Raw genomic sequence first — 20558 nt, 5'->3', positions numbered from 1 at the left:
CGAGGCCACCGGCGGGATGCCGGGCGCGGCCGCGGCGGGCGGCGAGGCGCGGGACCCGCACCTGGCGACCGCCGAGTCGGCGCTGGCCCGCGGTGACATCGACACGGCGATCGAGTCCTATCGGGTCCTCCTCGCCGAGGCGCCGGGGGATCCGGAGGCCGTCACCGGCCTCGCCCGCGCCGAGCTGCTGCGCCGGGTGCGCGACCACGACCCGGCGGAGATCCGGGCTCGGCTCGAGGCCGATCCGGCCGACGTCGACGCCGCCATCGCCGCGGCCGACCTCGGCATCGCGCAGGGGGACACGGCCGGGGCGCTGGCCGGTCTCGTCGCGGTCGTGCGCCGCACGTCCGGCGAGGAGCGGGAGAAGGCCCGCGCCCACCTGGTGGACCTGTTCCAGGCGCTGGGCGACGCCGATCCGGCCGTCCCGCCCGCCCGCCGCTCGCTGGCCGCCGCCCTGTTCTGAGCCGGCCGCGCGCCCACGCCGAGTTCCCGCGCCCGTGACGGCCGCGGGGGCCGACCGCGCGGGGTGCCGAGGGCCAGCGACGGTACCGCGTGACGGGACCGTCACCGACCCTCGGCACCCCGAGTGCGGGGCGGTCGCGACGAGCGGGCCCCGGGGTCGGCGCGGCCCGTCAGGAGGCCCCGGCCTCGGGCTCGGGTTCGTAGCGGAACCAGATCGCGCCGAGTGTGGGCAGTGTCACACTGGCCGATGCGGGCAGCCCGTGGTGTGGCTGGTCGGTGGCGTGCACCGCGCCGAAGTTGCCGACGTTCCCGCCGCCATACCGGCTGCCGTCGGTGTTGAGCACCTCGGTCCAACGGCCGGGGAAGGGCAGGCCGACGCGGTAGTCGTGGTGGGTGACGCCGGCGAAGTTCGTGACACAGGCAAGAACCCCGTGGTCCGCCGCGGCGTCGTCCCCGGACCAGCGCAGGAACGAGAAGACGTTGTTGCCGGTGTCGTTGGCGTCGATCCAGGAGAAGCCGGTCGGTTCGACGTCGCGCCGGTACAGCGCCGGCGACGAGCGGTACAGCTCGTTGAGGTCACGCACCAGCAGCGCGATCCCGTGGTGGCCCGGCTCGCCGAGCAGCGGCCAGTCCAGCGACGCGGCCTCGTTCCACTCGTTGTCCTGGGCGAACTCGCTACCCATGAACAGCAGCTTCTTGCCCGGATGGGACCACATGTAGGCGTAGAGCGCCCGCAGGCCCGCCAGCTGCTCCCAGCGGTCGCCGGGCATCCGGCGCAGCATCGAGCCCTTGCCGTGGACGACCTCGTCGTGGCTGAACGGCAGGACGAAGTTCTCCGAGTAGGCGTAGACCATCGAGAACGTCATCTGGTGGTGATGGAAGCTGCGGTGCACCGGCTGGTGGGAGGTGTAGTCCAGCGTGTCGTGCATCCAGCCCATGTTCCACTTGAAGCCGAAGCCGAGGCCGCCGAGATGGGTCGGGCGGGTGACGCCGGGCCAGGCCGTCGACTCCTCCGCGATCATCATCGCGCCGGGGAAACGGCGGTAGACGGTCGCGTTGGTCTCCTGCAGGAACGCCACCGCCTCCAGGTTCTCCCGGCCGCCGTGCTCGTTCGGCAGCCAGGCGCCGTCCGGGCGGGAGTAGTCCAGGTAGAGCATCGACGCGACGGCGTCGACCCGCAGCCCGTCGACGTGGAACTCCTCGAACCAGTACAGCGCGTTGGCGACCAGGAAGTTGCGCACCTCGGGACGGCCGACGTCGAAGACGTACGTCCCCCAGTCGGGCTGCTCGCCGCGGCGCGGGTCGGGGTGCTCGTAGAGCGGCGTGCCGTCGAAGCGGCCCAGCGCCCAGGAGTCCCGGGGGAAGTGCGCCGGCACCCAGTCGACGATCACGCCGATACCGGCGCCGTGCAGCGTGTCGACGAGGTGGCGGAACTCGTCCGGGCTGCCGAAGCGGGCAGTCGGCGCGTAGTAGGCCGACACCTGGTAGCCCCAGGAGCCGCCGAACGGGTGCTCGGCGACGGGCAGCATCTCCACGTGGGTGAAGCCGTTGTCCAGCACGTACTCGGTCAGCTGGGTGGCGAGCTCGAGGTAGGACAGGCCGCGCCGCCAGGAGCCCAGGTGGACCTCGTAGACGCTCACCGGCTCGGCGTGCCAGGCGGTCCGCCGGCGCCGCTCCAGCCAGTCGCCGTCCGCCCAGGTGTGGTCCGAACGGGTCACGACGCTCGCGGTGGCCGGCGGGACCTCGGTGCGAAACGCCATCGGGTCGGCCTTCTGCCGCCAGACCCCGTCGAAGCCGAGGATCTCGTACTTGTAGCGCAGGCCGACCCCGGCGCCCGGGACGAACAGCTCCCACACGCCGCAGCCGCCCAGCGAACGCATCGGGAACGCCCGGCCGTCCCAGAAGTCGAAGTCGCCGACCAGGCGCACCCCCCGCGCGGACGGTGCCCACACGGCGAAGCTCACCCCGGTGATGACGGCGCCGCCGGGCGTGGCGAGGTCCCGCACGTGCGCGCCGAGCACCTTCCACAGGTCCTCGTGGCGGCCCTCGCTGATCAGATGACGGTCGATCTCGCCGACGGTCGGCAGGTGCCGGTACGGGTCGTCGACGACGGCCGTGGTGTGCGGGTAGGTCACCTCGACGCGGTAGTCGGGCAGGTGGCCGGGCAGCGCCGCGGCGAACACCCCGCCGGAGTGCAGCCGGGCGGCGGGATAACGCTCGTCGCCGACGAGCACCGTCACCGCGCGTGCGTCCGGGTGCAGCACCCGCACGATCGTCCAGTCGCCGCTCGGGTGCGCGCCGAGCAGCGCGTGCGGGTCGTGGTGGGTCCCGGCGACGAGCCGCTCCAGGTCGGCGGAGGGCAGATCGGTCGCCGGCGGTGGGCAGGCGCGGGCGGACGGGCGCTCGGGGGCCCGCTCGGCCGCGGCGCCGGTGGCCGTGCCGGTGGTGTCCGCAGGCGTGGCGGTGGTGGTCTCGGCCGCGGTGCCGCCGGTGCGTTCGGGGGCGTGAGCGGCGGTGTGGTCCGGAGCGTGGTCCGCGCCATGGCCGGGGGTGCGGTCGGCCAGGGCGACCCGTCCCTCCCGGTCGCGGACCGCGGCGCCGCTCACGCGCCCCGCGGCGGCGGGGGCGCGATCCGGCCGGCCCGCGGCGGGCCCGCCGCGGCGTCCCGTTCGCATCGTGTCGTTGTCGACGTCGCCGTTGTTCACGGGGACACCCCTGCCTCTCGCTGCGCGTCGGATGGTCGCTGTGCGCGCCGGAGTGCTCACGCGCGTATGGATGGTCGTGGTCGTGGGCCTTGCCGGGCGGCCGCCGGGTCCGGGTGGTCGCCTACGCGGCGGGGGGCGTGCCCTGGGTGAGCCGTTCCACCGAGGCGAGGGGGATCACGGTCCAGCCCGGCCGGTGCCGCGTCTCGTAAAGCACCTCGTAGACCGCCTTGTCGAGTTCGAAGGCACGCAGGATCGCCTCGTCGGCATAGGGGTCCCGGCCGGCGGCGGCGCCGTAGCCACGGCAGAAGGCGTCTCGGTTGCGCTGCGCCCACTCCTGCGCCCGGTAGACGAGGGCCGGCTCGTCCGCCCGGTCGAGCAGCATCGCGCGGGCCGCGTAGTCGAACGAGCGCAGCATGCCGGCGACGTCGCGCAGCGGGGACTCCAGCCCCACCCGGTCGGCGACCGGCCGCGCCGGTTCACCCTCGAAGTCGAACAGCACCCAGCCGGAATCGACCCGCAGGACCTGGCCGAGATGCAGGTCGCCGTGCAGCCGCTGGAAGGGGCGGGGGTGGACGAGCGCCGGCGCGGCGCCGGTGAGCTCGTCGTACGTCTTGCGCGCGGCGGCCTCGTACCCGCGCAGCGCCGGGACGGCCTCGACGGCGGCGTCGAGACGCCCGTGCAGGTAGGCCACCAGGGCGCGCAGGTCATCGGTGGTGGGGGGCCGGGTCGGCAGCGCCCGGGCGAGGTCCGCGTGGACCTCGGCGGTGGCGGCGCCGAGGCGCTCGGACTCCGCGGAGAAGTCCCCGCCGACCTCGTCGGCGTGCAGGTCGGCCTCGGCGTAGAGGTCGCGCACGCTGGCCAGGGCGAGGCGCCAGCCCTCGGTGCCGGAGCGTAGGTACTCCTGCAGGAAGCCGAGGGTGGTCCGGTGGCCCTCGACATCCGCCGACAGCCAGGCCACCGGGGTGGCCACGTGCACGCTGCCGACGTCGGCGAGCGTCCGGGTGACCTCGAGATCGGGGTTGGTCCCGGGCCACAGTCGGCGGAAGACCTTGAGGATGTACGCGTCGCCGTAGACGATCGACGTGTTGGACTGCTCGGCGCCGACCGCATGCGCGGGCAGGTCGTCGGTGAGCGGCGTACGGCTCTCGGTGGGCGCGCCGTGTGCCCCGTCGGCCCCGGCCCCGCCGGTGTCGCGGATCTCGGCCACGAGGTCGTCGCGGCGCGTCGCCCGGACGAGGAAGCGCAGCAGGGCGGCGGCGCCGTCGGGGTCGTGCAGCCCGTCGTAGACCAGTCCGCCGGCGCACTCGCCGATGAGGAAGCCGTCATGGCCGTGCGGGGCGTCGCCGCGAAGGACCACGGGGACCTGGTAGTGGTCCGGCGGGCCCTGGTCGTAGTCGACGTCGACGAGCAGCAGGCGCAGCGGATCGCCGAGGCTCACGTCGCGGCGGATGCGTACCCGGCCACCGCTGCGACCCTTGCCCGCGAACCAGCGCTGGCGGGGCAGCCAGTCGGTCAGCAGGTCGGCAAGTTCGGCGTGATGGTCACCCATCCTCGACCTCCCGAGGCCAGCGCTCGACGATCATCATGGTCTACCTAACGTCGAATAACCCGAAAGTTACCTTTCATCGGTCGTACTGCATGCACACACCGCGGCGACCTGGGAGATTCCGCCGGCAGGCCTGTGCCGCGACCCCCGCTCCGGCGGCGACGCACCGGCCTGGTGGCTCCGTGCCCCGGCCAGCCGGCCGTGGACGGCCCATGAGCGCCACTTCTACTCTCCCCCCGTCTGTCGGATGGGGCTAGGGGGTGAATTCCCCCGGTCTGGTCAACGCGAACCAGTAATGTCCGTGACCGGGCAGCGTCAGCAGGTAGGGCAGCTCGCCGATCGGCGGGAAGTGCACCCGGCCGAGCAGCTCCACCGGCACCATTCCCTCGAAACGCCGCAGATCAAGCTCCACCGGCTGGGCGAAGCGGGACAGGTTCGCGACGCACAGCACCCGGTCGTCGCCGAATTCCCGCACGAAGGCGAAGACCGACGGATTGGAGGCGCCGAGCTCCTCATAGCTGCCCAGACCGAAGACGGGGTGGCGCTTGCGGACCTCGATCATCCGCTTCGTCCAGGCCAGGAACGACGTCTGCATCCGCTGCCCGGCCTCGACGTTCAGTGCCTGGTAGCCGTACACCGGATCCATGATCAGTGGCAGGTAGAGCCGGGCCGGGTCGGCGGTGGAGAAACCCGCGTTGCGGTCGGGCGACCACTGCATCGGCGTGCGCACGCCGTCCCGGTCGCCGAGGTAGATGTTGTCGCCCATGCCGATCTCGTCGCCGTAGTACAGCACCGGCGAGCCCGGCAGCGACAGCAGCAGCGCGGTGAACAGCTCCATCTGGTCGCGGCTGTTGTCCAGCAGCGGCGCGAGGCGGCGGCGGATGCCGATGTTCGCCTTCATGCGGGGGTCCTTGGCGTACTCCGCCCACATGTAGTCGCGCTCCTCGTCGGTCACCATCTCCAGGGTGAGCTCGTCGTGGTTGCGCAGGAAGATGCCCCACTGGCAGTTCGGCGGGATCTGCGGGGTCTGGGACAGGATCTCCGAGATGGGGTAGCGCGACTCCCGCCGCACCGCCATGAAGATGCGCGGCATCAGCGGGAAATGGAACGCCATGTGGCACTCGTCGTCGTTGCCGAAGTACTCGACGACATCGGACGGCCACTGGTTGGCCTCGGCGAGCAGCACCCGGTCGGCGTACTTGGCGTCGACCTCCTTGCGGACCCGCCTGAGGTAGTCGTGCGTCTCCGGCAGGTTCTCGCCGTTGGTGTTGTCGCGGACGTAGAGGTAGGGCACCGCGTCGAGGCGGAATCCGTCGATCCCGAGGTCCAGCCAGAAGCGCAGGACCTCGAGCATCGCCTCCTGGACGTCGGGATTGTCATAGTTGAGGTCGGGCTGGTGGGAGAAGAACCGGTGCCAGTAGTACTGGCCGCGCACCGGGTCCCAGGACCAGTTCGACTTCTCCGTGTCGACGAAGATGATCCGGGCGTCGGGATAGCGCTCGTCCGTGTCCGACCAGACGTAGAAGTCGCCGAACGGCCCGGCCGGGTCCGAGCGGGACGCCTGGAACCAGGGATGCTCGTCCGAGGTGTGGTTCATCACCAGGTCGGCGATGATCCGGATGCCGCGCCGGTGCGCCTCGTCGACCAGGCTGACGAAATCGCCCAGATCACCGAACTCCGGCAGGATCTGGAAGTAGTCGCTGATGTCGTAGCCGCCGTCACGCAGCGGGGAGGCGTAGATCGGCAGCAGCCAGAGGCAGTCGACACCGAGCCATTCCAGGTAGTCGAGCTTGGAGATCAGGCCGCGGATGTCGCCGGTGCCGTCGCCGTTGGAGTCGGCGAAGCCCCGGATCAGCACCTCGTAGAAGACGGCCCGCTTGTACCAGTGCGGGTCTCGCGCCGACTCGCCGACCGGGCCCGCGGGGCCCGGGCGGGGTGTGTCGGCGCCGATGGGTTCGCTCAGTGGTTGCGGCTCTTCCATCACGAGACCGCCCGCACGGTGAAGACATGTGCGGGCTCCACTGCCGGGTCGAGCCGGACGTAGTTGTCCTGACCCCAGCGATAGGTGGCGCCGGTGATCTCGTCGGTGACCTCCAGCGCGTCGGACCAGTCCAGGCCGAGCGCGGGCAGGTCGAGGCGGACGGTGGTCTCGTGGGCCTGGTGCGGGTCGAGGTTGACGATGACGAGCACCGCGTCGCCGACCCGCGCGCCACCGGCGGTGGCCACCGGCGCCGTCGCCGCCCCGCCCGGGGCCTTCCCGGCACCCGCGACGTCCGCCGGCGCCAGCCGCTTGGAGTAGACCATGATCTGATCGCTGTCGGCGTGGTGCAGGTGCAGGTTGCGCAGCCACTGCAGCGCCGGGTGGGCCCGGCGGATCTGGTTGAGCCGGGTCAGGTAGGGCGCGAGGGAACGGCCCGCCCGCTCGGCGCCGGCCCAGTCCCGCGGCCGGTACTGGTACTTCTCCGAGTCGAGGTACTCCTCGCTGCCCGGGCGCACCGGGGTGCGCTCGTACAGCTCGTACCCGGCGTAGACGCCCCAGGTCGGCGAGAGCGTCGCCGCGAGCAACGCGCGGATACGGAAGGCGGGCTCACCGCCGTCCACCAGGTAGCCCGGCAGGATGTCCGGGGTGTTCACGAAGAAGTTGGGCCGCATGTAGTGGCCGGCGGCCACCAGTTCACCGGCGTACTCCTCCAGTTCCCACTTCGTATTGCGCCACGTGAAGTAGGTGTATGACTGGGTGAAGCCGACCCTGGCCAGCGTGTGCATCATCGCCGGCCGGGTGAATGCCTCGGCGAGGAAAAGCACGTCCGGCTCGGTCGCCTTCACCTGGCCGATGAGCCACTCCCAGAACTCCACCGGCTTCGTGTGCGGATTGTCGACGCGGAAGATGCGCACACCGTGCGCGGTCCAGTGCCGGACGACGCGCAGGATCTCCTGGTAGAGCCCGGTCGGGTCGGCGTCGAAGTTCAGCGGGTAGATGTCCTGGTACTTCTTCGGCGGGTTCTCGGCGTAGGCGATCGAGCCGTCGCTGCGCACGACGAACCACTCCGGGTGGCGCTTTGCCCACGGGTGGTCCGGCGCGCACTGCAGGGCGAGGTCGAGCGCGACCTCCATGCCCAGGGAACGGGCGCGGGCGACGAACAGGTCGAAGTCGTCGATCGTGCCGAGGTCCGGATGCACCGCGTCGTGGCCGCCGTGCTCGCTGCCGATCGCCCACGGCGATCCGGGGTCGTCGGGACCGGGGGTGAGGGTGTTGTTCGGGCCCTTGCGGTTGATCTCGCCGACCGGGTGGATCGGCGGCAGGTAGACCACGTCGAAGCCCATGTCGGCGATGGCGGGCAGTCGCTCGGCCGCGGTCAGGAACGTGCCCGAGCGGGGTGGGTCGAGCGTGGCCCCCTCCGAGCGGGGGAACATCTCGTACCAGCTGCCGAACAGCGCCCGCGGCCGGTCGACCCACATCCGGTAGAGCGGCGAGCGGGTGATCAGGTCGCGCAGTGGGAACGCGGCGAGCAGACTGGTCAGGCGCGGGTCGAGCGCGGCGACGATGCGGGCGGCGGGATCCTCGATACCGTCGTCGCGCAGCGTGGCGACGGCCCGGGCGATCTCCGCACGGCGGCCCTCGGGCACGCCCGGCAGCGCCCGCAGCAGCAGCCGCGCGCCGTCCTCGAAGTCGACCGCGAGCTCGTCGACGGTCTGGCCCGCGCCGACCTTCAGCTCGATGCCGTGCTGCCAGGTGGCGACCGGATCCGCCCATGCCTCGACGCGGAACCCCCACAGGCCGGTGTCGCCCGCAGTGATCTCCGCCTCGTAGCGGTCGGTGCCCGGTCCCGCCGACCTCATCCGGACGAACGGCGTGCCCCGGCCGTCCGGCCCGGACAGCACGGCGTTCGCGCCGATGAGATCGTGACCCTCCCGGAAGACGGTCGCGGACACGGTGAAGTTTTCGCCCACGACCGCGCGCGTGGGCCACTGGCCACACGACACGACCGGGGTCACGTCGGAGATGACAACCCGGCCTACTGAACGTCCGATCATCATGGCGACCTTATCCAGACGAACCACACCTCAATGGTCCGCCCTGCACGTGGCGAATAGCGACACCTCTGCGTGAACTGCCCGCGACCATCACGTGGGTGATTGTTGGTGTTGGGGTGGGTCTGTCTGCCCCGCCCGGATGGTTCGCGCTGAAGCCGATGTTCCCCAGTTGCGGAGCCCACGAACGTCCGAACCTCGTCCGTTGTGCGCTCCGGCGTGCACGTTCGCTGACAGGCCGGTGACAGATCGCGCGCTTCGCCGCCGATCCGGCGGACGGCTGCCGTTGTGTTCGTGGTGGGTGTCACACTTGTGTCCGCCGAGCGCGTGTACCGGGCACGTTTCGGCCATGTGACACAGGCCTCGGCGCGGTCGGCGCGGTCGGCGCGCGGGCCGGCCGGCGTCGGGCCGTGCGGCTTCGGCGGACTCGTGCCGACATCTGTCGGGTTGGAGACGGCGGGGTGGCCGCCCGGACCGGTATACCCGTCCCGTCGGCGGGCGCGCGCGAGCGGAGCGGAGAGCGAGGCGGCGGGAACCTCGGGCGCGACTCGTTCGTCCCGCAGTGCACACGTACTCCGCTGCGTGGCCCGCGGGTGGACACTCACCGTGGCGATCGCGTCCGGCAGCAGGCTGCCGGCGCCCGGCCGCCGGGGACCACCCGAGGCCGGCGCTGTGCCCGGAGCGTGGCCGCCCCGCGCGTCGGACGGCGGTCCCGCCGCCGGCACGCCGCAGGTCCGGCCACGCACACCACCATTACTACACAGCGTCTACAACACACAGCGTCACAGCGCTCGGGGCCGCGGCCCCGGGGCACAGCACTCGGGCCGCAGCGCCCGGTGACACTGTCCGGCGGCGCCCGGCGATCATCGGGCGCTGCGCCGGGCTACACCGCCCGGCGCCGGCCGGACAGCAAAACCACAGCGGAACGCACAGCAGGAGGACATCGTGGGAGTAAGCCTCAGCAAGGGCGGCAACGTGTCGCTGTCCAAGGAGGCGCCCGGCCTGACCAGCATCCTGGTCGGCCTCGGCTGGGACGTGCGCAGCACGACCGGCGCCGACTTCGACCTCGACGCCAGCGCCATCGCGTGCCGGGGGGACGGCAAGGTCGTCTCGGACGGGCACTTCGTCTTCTTCAACAACCTGAAGAGCCCGGACGGCGCCATCCAGCACCAGGGCGACAACCTCACCGGTGAGGGCGAGGGCGACGACGAGGCCATCACGGTGAACCTCACGTCGCTGCCGACGGACGTCGACAAGATCGTCTTCCCGGTCTCCATCTACGACGCGGACTCGCGCCAGCAGAACTTCGGCCAGGTCCGCAACGCCTTCATCCGCGTCGTCAACGGCACCGGCGGCACCGAGATCGCCCGCTACGACCTCACCGAGGATGCCTCCACCGAGACCGCGATGGTCTTCGGTGAGGTGTACCGGCACGGCGCGGACTGGAAGTTCCGCGCCGTCGGCCAGGGCTACGCCTCCGGCCTCGCCGGGATCGCGCGGGACTTCGGCGTCAACGTCTGACGCCGGGGCGGGCGACGATTGGGGAGAGCCGGGCTGGGACGCCCGGCCCCGCCCGGATCGGTCCCGGTCCTGTGACCGGGGTCGATCCGCGCCGCTCGCCGCGGCGGGCCCGGGAGCGCGAGGGCGATCCCGGGTGCGCCCTCGCGCCGCGGTAGGGACGACCGCCGGCGATCCAGCGCCCCCGGCGCCCGTTCGCAGGGTGTGGGGCGCGGTGCGCGGACAGGCGCGGGCCCATCCGGTGTAACCCAATTGTCAGGTCGCTCATACCGGATGAGCAGCTACGATGCCGTCGACCGCCGCCCGGGGCCACTCGGCTCCGGGACCGACGCGGTCTCCGGCTGCTACAGGCGATGAGGCGGGGTCCGACGGACCGCGGATCCGCCCTCGCGGCACGGTCGGGGTCTCGTGATCGGTCCGGGAAGGTGTTGATGGGCGTGCACGCGTTGCGGATCTTCGGGTGGTCGCTGGCGATCACCGCGCTGGGGGTGGCCGCGGCGGGAGTGCTCGGCGGTCCCCGGGACGCGGCCCTGGTGGCCATCCTGGCGGTCCTTGAGATCAGCCTCTCCTTCGACAACGCGGTCATCAACGCGACGATCCTGCGCCGGATGAGCGCGTTCTGGCAGAAGCTCTTCCTGACGCTCGGCGTGCTCATCGCCGTGTTCGGTATGCGGCTGGTCTTCCCGATCGTGATCGTCGCGCTGACCGCGCACCTCGGCCCGATCGAGGTCTTCGACCTGGCGCTCAACGACAGCGCCACCTACGGGGAGAAGCTGCACGACGCGCATCCCGCGATCGCGGCCTTCGGCGGGATCTTCCTGTTCATGCTGTTCCTGGACTTCCTGTTCGACACCGAGCGGGAGGTGCAGTGGATCCGGAGGCTGGAGGAGCCGCTGCGCCGTGCCGGCCAGCTCGAGGTCATCCCGATCGTGGTCGCCCTGATCGCGCTGCTCGTCGTGGGCGAGGCGTTCTCCGGCGACCACACCCAGCAGGTGCTCACCGCTGGCGTCGCGGGCCTGGCGACCTATCTGGCGGTGCGCGGCCTCGGGGAGTTCTTCGAGTCCCGCGGCGTCGGCGCCGAGGACGACGACGAGGACGAGGTCGGCGGGAGCTCCGAAGCCGTGGAGCGCGCCGGCACCGCCGCCGCCCCGGCCGGCCGCTCGGGCCCGCCGAAGCTGGTGCTCGCCACCGGGAAGGCGGCGGCGTTCCTGTTCCTCTACCTGGAGGTCATCGACGCGTCGTTCTCGTTCGACGGCGTCGTCGGGGCGTTCGCGATCTCCCAGAACATCTTCGTCATCGCCGCGGGACTCGGCATCGGCGCGATGTACATCCGGTCGCTGACCGTCTACCTCGTCCGGCGGGGCACCCTGTCCGAGTACATCTACCTGGAGCACGGCGCCCACTACGCGATCGGAGCCCTGGCCATCATCCTGGCCATCTCGATCGAGACGGAGGTACCGGAGGTCGTCACCGGCCTCGTCGGTGTGGCCTTCATCGGGCTGTCGCTGCTGTCGTCCATCCGGCACCGCCGGCGGCAGGCGGACGAGCCGGACGGGCCGGACGCGGACGGCGACGAGGACGGCCGCGGCCAGCCCCGCGAGGCGGTCGGCGCCCCGCTGTGACGACGCGGCGGCCGCCCACCGGCGGCCGCAGTGCCCTGGTCTGGAGTGATCCATCCGCGGTGGAGTGATCCAGTACGGATGTGACATTGTCGGGGGGCCAGGATCCGGACACAGCCGACGGGGGCGTCGATCGGCCGGGTGCGCCGCCGCGCGGTCGCATCCATCACTGATCCACCCACTTGAGCGCAGACCAGACATCCGGCGACCGCAGAAGCGGCCCGGCAACCGCGAGGGAGCGGACCATGGGCATCGACTACACGAAGCGTCCGGCGACGCCGCCGGCAGGCCAGGGCCCCGCGCCCGCGGGCCCCGGCGGGCCGGTTTCCCTGAGCAAGGTGACGCTGACCAAGTCCGCGCCCAGCGTGTCGCTGAGCAAGCAGGGCGGCGGCGGCCGGCTGCACGTCAACCTGAACTGGAACCAGAACCCGGGCGGCGGGGGGCAGCAGCAGAAGGGCGGCTTCCTCAAGCGGGTGCTCGGAGCGGCCTCCGGCGGCATCGACCTCGACCTCGCCGCCCTGTTCGAGCTGTCCAACGGGCGCTCCGGGGTGGTGCAGGCGCTGGGCAACGCGTTCGGCTCGTTCGACAACCCGCCCTACGCCGTCCTCGACGCGGACGACCGCACCGGCGCGAGCACCGGCGGCGAGAACCTCTACGTCAACCTCGCCCAGATCGGTCAGATCCGCCGGCTGCTCGTGTTCGCCTTCATCTACGAGGGCGTCGCGTCGTTCGACCAGGCCGACGCGGTCGTCACCCTCACCCCGGCGGCCGGCGCGCCGATCGAGGTGCGCCTCGACGAGCGGGCCGGCGGCGCGCGGATGTGCGCGATCGCGCTGCTGACGAACACCGGCAACGACTTCACGGTGAGCCGGGAGGTGCGCTACGTCGGCGGCCACCGGGACCTGGACAAGGCATACGGATGGGGGCTGGACTGGACCGCCGGCCGTAAGTGAGACACGCCGGTACCTCGCGATGACCCCCCCGGTCCCGCCGCCCGGCGGCGAGGAGGATCGATATCCGATGTTCCAGCCACGCCGCGACCCCGCGCCTCGCAACGAGCGGACCAGCTGGTTTCCCGCGGGTCCGGCGCGGTCGGGGCCGCCGGGTGACGCCGGCGCCGACCCGCTGGGGCCGGTGGACCCCGACCCGCGTGCCGGGGGAGCCCTCGAACGCGCGGCCCTGGAACGGGCCGCCCTGGAACGGGCATCGCCGGGCCGCGGCGGCGCCGAGCGCGCCGCCGCCCGCCGCGACGGCACGAGTACCGGCGGCTTCCCCGCCTGGCGCGGTCCCGCACGGGCGGGCGATGACGCCCCCGCGCCCGGATACGACGGCGCGTCCCGCCCCCGCGCCGCGGATCCGTATCCGCCCGGCCACGCCGGCGCCACCGGCCGCCCGGGTGAGCGCCGGCCGGCCGACCCGGACTGGGACGACCCGGTGCCGGTGGGGGTGCGCGGCTTCGGCGTGCCGCCCGGCGGCCTGGCCGAGCAGGCCCAGCCCGCCGTCGGCGACGGTCGCGGCGCGGCCGAGGACGGCGGGCTCGCGGACGGCTACCCGCCGTCCGGGGGCGTCCACGTCGATCCCGCCCGGCGCGCCGCCCCGCACGAGGGCGCGGACCGTGGCGACGGCGAGGATCCGGTGCCGCGTGAGCGCGCCGCGGACCGGGCGGTCGACGCCCGCCGGCTGCCGTCGCTCGGTCCGGGCGCCGGGCAGGGCGGCTGGACGGCGACGTCGTGGTCCACACCCGCGGGCTCGACGGGGGGCGGGGCCCGGCCGGGCTGGGGCGCGCAGGACCAGCCGGCCGTACCCGCCGTCGCGGGCTACGGGGACGGCGGGTACACAGAGGAGGCCTACGGCCGTGACGATGGATCCGTCCCGGCGGGGTATCGCGAGGATGTGGACGGCACCATGACGGCGAACGCGGAGGGCGACCCCCGGTACCGGGCGGACGCGGACCAGAGCGGGCCGCTCGCCCGCGGCGGGCCGTCGCGGCCCTTCGCACTGCCGGGCGCCGGGCGGCGGGACGATCCCGAGGAGCTCGACGACCAGACGCGCCAGCCGGCGGCGGACCCGGCGCGGGGGAGCGCGGGGTATGGCGGCGGTACGTACGGCACCGGCTACGCCGAGCCACGTTACGCGGAGCCGGCGTACGGCGAGCCGGCCTATCCGCAGGCCCAGTACGGCCAGGGCCGATACGCCGGGTCCGGCTACGCCGAGCCCGAGCCCGCCGAGGCCGGGCATGCCGAGAGCGCGCAACCGGACGCCGGGCGCGCGCCGGAGGCCTACGCCGATACGCCGTACGCCGATGCGCCCTACGCCGACACGGCCTACCCAGGCCCGCCGCGGCCGGACCGGTCCTACGGCGAGCCGTCCCGTGCCGGCGACGGCTATCCCGGCGCACCGGACGACCGGTTCGTCGCGGGCGGCGGGCATCCGCCGGACGACGCGTACCCGCCGGACGGCGGTTATGCGCCGGAGGGCGGCTACGGCCCGGATGGTGGTTTCGGCGCTGATGGTGGGTTCGCGCCGGAGAGCGGTTATGCGCCGGCGGAGGACGGATTCGCCGCGGGCGACGAGCTCACGGCGGACGCGACCGAGCAGGACCGGGCGTTCCCGGCCGCTCGTGCCGGCGGTCCGGGCGGGCTCGGGCCCGTGACGGCCGACGACCTGGCCGGCGAGGAGCCGGCGCCCGCCGCGGTGGCGGCCGTCGACGATCCGGCCGCGGACGCCGCGCCCCAGCCCGGCCAGGCGGCCGGGCCCGAGGGCGACGGCGACGAGGTGCTCGGGCTCTCCGCGGCCGAGGACGGGATCGCCGGTCCGCTCGGCGCGGTCCAGGCGGTGGCGCTGGAGCGGCTGGCGGGTCGGCTCGACGAGCTCATCCGGCTGCGCCATCACGACGCCGAGCTGGTCGACCGGTTGCACGCCGAGAACAGCCGATTGCGCGCCGGTGAGCTGACCGAGGCGATGGCCCCGCTGCTACGGGGGCTGATCAGACTGCACGACCAGATGGGTAGCCTGGGGGCTGACGATCCACAGAGCGTCGCCGGCATCCTGCGCAAACAGCTGCTGCAGGTCCTCGACTTCGCCGTCGACGTCCGGCCGTACACAGCGGTCCCGGGCGGGACCTTCGACCCGGCGCGGCACCTGGGGGTGCGTCGCGTGCCCACCGACGATCCGAGCCGCGACGGGACGATCGCCCGCACCGTGCGCCCCGGCTTCGTCCGTGGGGAGACGACCGTCGTGCGGCCCGCGGAGACCGAGGTCTACCGCGCCCGCTGAGCGGGTGGGTGGCGGCGAACGCTACGACACTTTGCGAAGGGGAGAGTTCTTACGGTGGCGGGTACCAAGGTGTTCGGGATAGACCTGGGCACGACCTACTCCTGTATCGCCCAGGTCGACGAGTACGGCCGGCCGGACGTGATCCGCAACATCGAGTCCCAGCCGACGACGCCGTCGGTGGTCCTGTTCGACGGGGGTGCCGAGGGCGCCACGACGTCGTTCGTGGTGGGGACCCAGGCCAAGCGGCAGGCGCGGATCCGCCCCGACGACGTCGCCCGGCTCGTCAAGCGGCACATGGGCACCTCCGACTGGCGCTTCGTCGCGCACGACGTCGAGTACAGCGCCGCGGCGGTGTCGAGCCTCGTGCTCAAGGCGCTGGCCGCCGACGCGGAGCGGGCGACCGGGATCCCGGTGACCGACGTGGTCATCACCGTCCCGGCGTACTTCGGCGACGAGGAGCGCAAGGCGACCAAGCTCGCCGGGGAGCTCGCCGGCCTCGAGGTCGTCGACATCATCAACGAGCCGACGGCCGCCGCTTTCGCCTACGGCTTCGGCCAGGACGGCGCCGAGGAGTCGACCGTGCTGGTCTACGACCTCGGCGGCGGCACGTTCGACACGACGGTCATCAAGCTCAGCGAGGGCGCGATCACCGTGGTCGCCACCGACGGCGACCACGAGCTCGGCGGCGCGGACTGGGACAACGAGCTGGTCCGCTACCTGGCGCAGAAGTTCACCGAGGCGGAGCCGGACGCCGGCGACCCGCTCGACGACGTCTACGACGAGCAGGAGCTGCTCACCGCGGCGGAGGACGCCAAGCTCGCCCTGTCGGGGCGCGACAGCGTCGACGTCCTGGTCGTGCACAAGGGGCACCGGGTCAGCGTGCCGGTCACCCGGGCGACGTTCGAGGAGATCACCGGGCCGCTGCTGCGGCGCACGCTGGAACTCACCGGCTCGGTGCTGGAGCGGGCCCGGGAGAAGGGCGTCGAGAAGATCGACCTGTGCCTGCTGGTCGGCGGAATGAGCAAGACGCCGGTGGTCGCCCGCCGGCTGGAGGAGTCGTTCGGGCTCACCTCCCGCCTGGTCGACCCGGACCTCGCGGTGGCCAAGGGCGCGGCCGTCTACGGGCAGAAGAAGGCGCTCGAGCGGGCGGTGCACTCCGACCTGGTGGCCAGTGGCGCGCTGCGGCCCGACCAGGAGCTCGCGGCCGCGGACGCCGCGGACGTGGAGAAGGCGGCGGCGGCCAGCGCCGGCGAGGCCGGGCTCGCGACCGCGTCCGTCGTCGATCTCGTCCGCACCAAGGTGACGAACGTCACATCCCGAGGGTTCGGCATCTTCGCCGAGGACCGTGGAGTGCCGGTCGCGGCCTTTCTCGCGCACCAGAACGACGCCCTGCCGATCTCGGTGACCCGCACCTTCTACACGGTCACCGACGACCAGGCCGAGGTGGACATCAGGCTCTTCGAGCAGGGCACCACGACGGAATCCACCGCCATCGACGACAACAAGGTCATCGTCGCCGGCGCCATCACCGGAATTCCGCCGGGCCACCAGCGCGGCACGCCCGTCGAGGTCACCTTCTCGATGGCCGCGGACCAGACCATCCGGGTAACCGCCGCACACGAGGGTGCCGCCACTCCGCTGGTCCTTCAGGTGCATGCGGGGGTCGGGTCCGAACAGATGCGGGCCGCCGAATCGGCCAAGGTGAGCCTGCTGAAGCAGCGGGACTGACCTGGACGTCCCCGGGACCTGCGCTTTTATTGCGGATTCCGGAATTCGCACAGTATTAACAGTTATCAGTCGGCAATTATTCACCGCCACGGGCGCTTACGGGCGCCGGGTGCGAAGTCGATAAGGTTCAGCCCGGATGCTCGGTCATGACCGGGAACGGCGGGAACGGCGATGCCGGTACCGCCGCCCGCAACGGCCGGACCGGGCGACCGCGGCGTCCGCGCCCGTGGCGGGACGTCGCTTCGTACTCTCAGGTGTGGGCCTGCGGGTGTGGGGCGGTTGACCTGCCGTCCCGCCGCCCGCGTCGGCAGCCAAGGACCGGGCGGGCAGACCGGCCGGTCCGGTTAGCAGGTGGGACGAAGGTGGAGCGTTGAGCGCGGCGTTCGATGGCAGCGGGTACCGCCAGCGGGTGCTGGCGCCGCTGCGCGCGAGCTCCTCGGTGGACACCACCGATCCTTTTCTGATCGCCGGGCTCGATCCGACGGTGGGCCACACCGACTCCGAGGTCGGCGCGCACCTGGTCCGGGTCCTCGCCTTCCTGCAGCGGGAGCGCAACTCGGCCAAGTACGCGACGCTCGCCACCGAGCTGGTGCGCCGGCGCGCCGAGTGGGAGGAGCCGCTGCGCGAGGAGGACTCCCGCGAGCGGGTCCGCGCTCAGGTGCTCGCCGCCCGCCGCAGCGGGGACGCCGAGCGCCTCGCCAAGGTCGACGGCTACCTCGCCACCGTCCGCGAGCGCTTCGGCGGCATCCCCGCCTCCCGGGTGGAGGGGTTGCGCCGCCTCGCCGTCGCCGCCGGCGTCACCGTCGAGGAGTTCGACGCCCGGCTCAGCCGCGAGCAGATCATCGTCGACGGCGTCGGCGGCGGGGTCGAGCCGCTGCCCACCGAGGTCCGCCGCCAGATCGCCGAGCGCCTCGGTGAGCTGTCCGCGCTGCGCGGCGGGGACCGCGTCGCCTGCGCCTCGCTGTGGGCCTTCCTCGGCCTCACCCCGGACGCCTCGCCGCAGCGGCTGCATGCCGCCTACGCGGCCGTGGCGGCGGCGAACAACCGCCGCCCCCACGACCGCGAGAAGACGGTCACCGCGGACCTGCTCGCCATGGTTTCCGCCCGGCTCATCGAGAGCGACCCCGCCGCCTACACCGTCGGCCTGATGGCCGACGCGGCCGACGAGCTGCGCCCCGCCGTCGAGGAGCACGTCGTGCTCGACGGGGAGCTCACCGCCGTCGCCTTCGAGGGGCTGGTGCGCGCGGCGCTGGCCACCGGTCGCGGGCTGACCGCGGCCCAGGCCAAGTCGGTGATCCTCGGGGTGGCCCGGGAACTCGGCGCCGCGGTGAACGTCGGCGGGGTCGTCGACTACGTCGTCTGCCCGGGCTGCGGGCGGCCCGAGGTCGCCGGCGCCGCCCGGCACTGCCGCTACTGCGACACCGACCTCTACACCACCTGCCCGTCCTGCGGCTCGATGACCGAGGCCGCCGCCGTCGTCTGCCGGCACTGCGGGCACAGCCTGCGCCAGGCACGCGAGGCCGCCGAGGCGCTCATCGCGGTGCGCCGCGCGCTGGAGGGCGGGCATCCCCGCCAGGCCGGGGAGCTGCTCGGCGCCGCCGGTCCGGTGCTGGCCGCGGTCGGCGGCCCCGTCGCCGGCACCGCCGAGGAACTCGGCGCCCGGGTGTCGGCGGCCCTCGGCGCGGCCGACGCCGGCTGGCGGGCGCTGGGCGAGGCCCGCGCGGCCAACCGCGCCGACGCCGCGCTCGACGACGCCCGCTGGCTGGCCGCCCAGGCCGCCGACGTGCCCGGTCCGGACGGCCGCGGCCCCGCCGAGGTGCTGGCCGAGCTCATCGCCGCCCAGGCGCTGATCCGCCGCCGGGTGGAGGCCGCCCGGGCGCTGCCCGGGGACGCCCAGGAGGCGGCGCTCGCCGCGGTGCTCGCCAGCGCCGCCGACAACCGGGAGGCACTGGCGGCGCTCGCCGCGCTGCCGCTGCCGCCGCCGAGCGAACTGACCGCCGCCGCCGGCAGCGACGGCTCCGTGCAGCTGCGCTGGCGGCCCTCGCCGTCGGTCTGCGGCCCGGTGTCCTACCGGGTGGAGCGCATCGTCCTGGTCGAGAACGGCGGCGGGACGCTCGGCCGGCGCAGCCTCGGCACCACCCGGTCCACCGAGCTGTACGACGCCGGCGCGCCCGCCTGGACGCCGGTGCGGCACGAGGTCACCGCCATCTGCGGGGACCGCCGCTCCGAGCCGGTGGTGACCGCGCCGGTGGTGTGCATCCGCGATCTCGCCGAGCTGCGCGCGGAGCGCACGGCCGCCGGGGTGCGGCTGGACTGGCGCCTCGACGGCACGCTGTCGGTGGTGACGGTCGAGCGCACCCTCATCGTGCCGTCGCTCGCCGCCCCGCCACCGCCCTCGCTCTCGCCCGCCGGCGGCCCCTCGCCCGCCGGCGGCCCCTCGACCCCGGCGGCGGGGACCCCGGGGATGGTCACCCCGTCCGCGGCCTCCCCCGCCCTCGCCTCCCCGTCCGGGGTGCCCGTGCCCGGGCCTGCCTCGCCGGGGGTACCGGCGCCCGGGGCGGTTCCCACCGGGCAGGCCTGCGCCGGGACCGCCGCGTCCGGGGCTCCCGCGGTCCCGGCGGCGGTCGCGGCCGGGCCGGGTTCGCCGCCGGCGGGCACGCCGTCGGCTCCGCCCGCGCCGGCGCATCCCGGGCGGCACGCGCCGCGCCGCGCCCGGGTCAGCGGGGGTGTCTTCCACGATCCCGACGTCGTCGTCGGGGAGACCTATCGCTACCGCGTGTTCGTCGAGTACCACGACGCGGACGGCCGGCCGGCACGCACGCCGGGCGCCGAGGCCGAGATCGAGGTGACCGCCCGCCCCCGCCCGGTGCGCGACCTCGCCGCCGTCACCGCCGGTGGCCGCACCAGCCTGCGCTGGACGCCGCCACCCGGTTGGGAGGTGCGGATCTACGCCACCTCCGTCCCGCCCGCCGGGGCCGTAGCGGGCCCCGCCTCTGGGCCGCTGCCGCTGCCCGGTACCGCCGCCACCACGCCACCCGTGCTGCCCGGCAGCGGACCGCTGCCCCTCGGCGGCCTCGGGGTGGAGGGCGACGACGTGGCGCTCGGTGCCATCACCGGGCCCGTCCGGTTGGTGGCCACCAGCCGGACGGGGCAGGCGATCGAGTCCGCCCCGGTCGGCGAGGTGATCTACACGCCGGTGACGGTGCACGGCGACACGGCCGTCGTCGGCCGCGCGGTGCGCCACGTGGTCATCGAGCCCGTTCGGGACCTGCGCGCCGACGACCGCGGCGAGTCGATCGTGCTGTCGTTCCAGCTGCCGCCCGGGGTGACCGAGGCCAGGGTGCTGTGGCGCCGGGACCGGTCCCCCACCGGCCCCGACGACCCGCTCGCCGCCAGTGCGAAGGTGACCAACACCAGCCTCGAGATCAAGGGCGGCTGGCATCTCGCCGCCCCCGCCGACGGTTGGGCCTACCACGTGGCCGCCTACCCGATGTACCGAGCCGGCGGGATCGTCCGGGTGGCCCCGCTGGGGACCGCGGTGCTCGCTCGCGCGGCCGTCAGGGACGACCCACCGCCGGCCGTCGTGCCCGCCGCCCCGCCCGGCGGCGGGGGGCGGGCCGGCGGGCGCCTGCAAGCCGGCCCCGGGCTGCGCGCCGAAGGGCGCGGGTGGGC

The 20558-nt window shown here is 73.7% G+C and carries 11 protein-coding genes; 7 read left to right on the top strand and 4 right to left on the bottom strand.

Annotated elements, in window-relative coordinates; all coding sequences use genetic code 11:
• Window positions 1-463: tetratricopeptide repeat protein (locus C1A33_RS03630; RefSeq protein ID WP_133150553.1), on the top strand; the 463-nt coding region annotated here is incomplete at its 5' end.
• A 169-nt stretch (window positions 464-632) separates the two neighbouring features.
• On the opposite strand, the gene glgB is transcribed toward C1A33_RS03630, so the two are convergent.
• From glgB to C1A33_RS03610, 4 genes are all read right to left on the bottom strand, one after another.
• On the bottom strand, window positions 633-3167 hold the full coding sequence (gene glgB / locus C1A33_RS03625) for a 1,4-alpha-glucan branching protein GlgB (protein ID WP_101830105.1): 2535 nt from the start codon (window positions 3165-3167) through the stop codon (window positions 633-635).
• A gap of 121 nt (window positions 3168-3288) precedes the next feature.
• Entirely contained in the window at window positions 3289-4716 is a 1428-nt protein-coding gene (locus C1A33_RS03620; protein WP_101830104.1) for a maltokinase N-terminal cap-like domain-containing protein, read from the bottom strand.
• 250 nt (window positions 4717-4966) lie between these two features.
• Window positions 4967-6694: a maltose alpha-D-glucosyltransferase gene (treS, locus tag C1A33_RS03615; protein WP_101830106.1), complete on the bottom strand. Its 1728-nt coding sequence runs from the start codon at window positions 6692-6694 to the stop codon at window positions 4967-4969.
• Window positions 6694-8751, bottom strand: coding sequence for an alpha-1,4-glucan--maltose-1-phosphate maltosyltransferase (locus C1A33_RS03610; protein WP_101830103.1), 2058 nt, complete (start codon window positions 8749-8751; stop codon window positions 6694-6696). Before C1A33_RS03610 ends, treS begins: the two co-directional genes overlap by 1 nt.
• A gap of 939 nt (window positions 8752-9690) precedes the next feature.
• Between C1A33_RS03610 and C1A33_RS03605 the strand changes: the two genes are divergently transcribed.
• From C1A33_RS03605 to C1A33_RS36190, 6 genes are all read left to right on the top strand, one after another.
• The gene (locus C1A33_RS03605; RefSeq protein WP_101830102.1) at window positions 9691-10266 is read left to right on the top strand and encodes a TerD family protein; all 576 of its coding nucleotides are present in this window, start codon (window positions 9691-9693) and stop codon (window positions 10264-10266) included.
• A gap of 434 nt (window positions 10267-10700) precedes the next feature.
• On the top strand, window positions 10701-11885 hold the full coding sequence (locus C1A33_RS03600) for a DUF475 domain-containing protein (protein WP_243407141.1): 1185 nt from the start codon (window positions 10701-10703) through the stop codon (window positions 11883-11885).
• Between the two features lie 242 nt (window positions 11886-12127).
• A complete protein-coding gene (locus C1A33_RS03595; RefSeq protein ID WP_101830100.1) occupies window positions 12128-12835 on the top strand; it encodes a TerD family protein in 708 nt (235 codons plus the stop codon).
• A 67-nt stretch (window positions 12836-12902) separates the two neighbouring features.
• Window positions 12903-15158, top strand: coding sequence for a hypothetical protein (locus C1A33_RS35555; RefSeq protein WP_207770142.1), 2256 nt, complete (start codon window positions 12903-12905; stop codon window positions 15156-15158).
• A gap of 54 nt (window positions 15159-15212) precedes the next feature.
• Entirely contained in the window at window positions 15213-16886 is a 1674-nt protein-coding gene (locus tag C1A33_RS03580; RefSeq protein WP_101830099.1) for an Hsp70 family protein, read from the top strand.
• 370 nt (window positions 16887-17256) lie between these two features.
• A partial coding sequence (locus tag C1A33_RS36190; RefSeq protein ID WP_243407140.1) for a zinc ribbon domain-containing protein occupies window positions 17257-20558 on the top strand: 3302 nt, incomplete at its 3' end.

The organism is Frankia canadensis, from assembly GCF_900197875.1.
GTDB lineage: Bacteria > Actinomycetota > Actinomycetes > Frankiales > Frankiaceae > Frankia > Frankia canadensis.
The sequence above is the reverse complement of the archived record's forward strand: the minus strand, read 5'-3'. Positions and strand labels throughout refer to the sequence as shown.

What these genes read in the sequence shown, in the direction of transcription:
- treS (WP_101830106.1), bottom strand. Translation starts at nt 6,694, where the DNA reads ATGGAAGAGCCGCAACCACTGAGCGAACCCATCGGCGCCGACACACCC.
- C1A33_RS03620 (WP_101830104.1), bottom strand. Translation starts at nt 4,716, where the DNA reads ATGGGTGACCATCACGCCGAACTTGCCGACCTGCTGACCGACTGGCTG.
- C1A33_RS03595 (WP_101830100.1), top strand. Translation starts at nt 12,128, where the DNA reads ATGGGCATCGACTACACGAAGCGTCCGGCGACGCCGCCGGCAGGCCAG.
- C1A33_RS03610 (WP_101830103.1), bottom strand. Translation starts at nt 8,751, where the DNA reads ATGATGATCGGACGTTCAGTAGGCCGGGTTGTCATCTCCGACGTGACC.
- C1A33_RS35555 (WP_207770142.1), top strand. Translation starts at nt 12,903, where the DNA reads ATGTTCCAGCCACGCCGCGACCCCGCGCCTCGCAACGAGCGGACCAGC.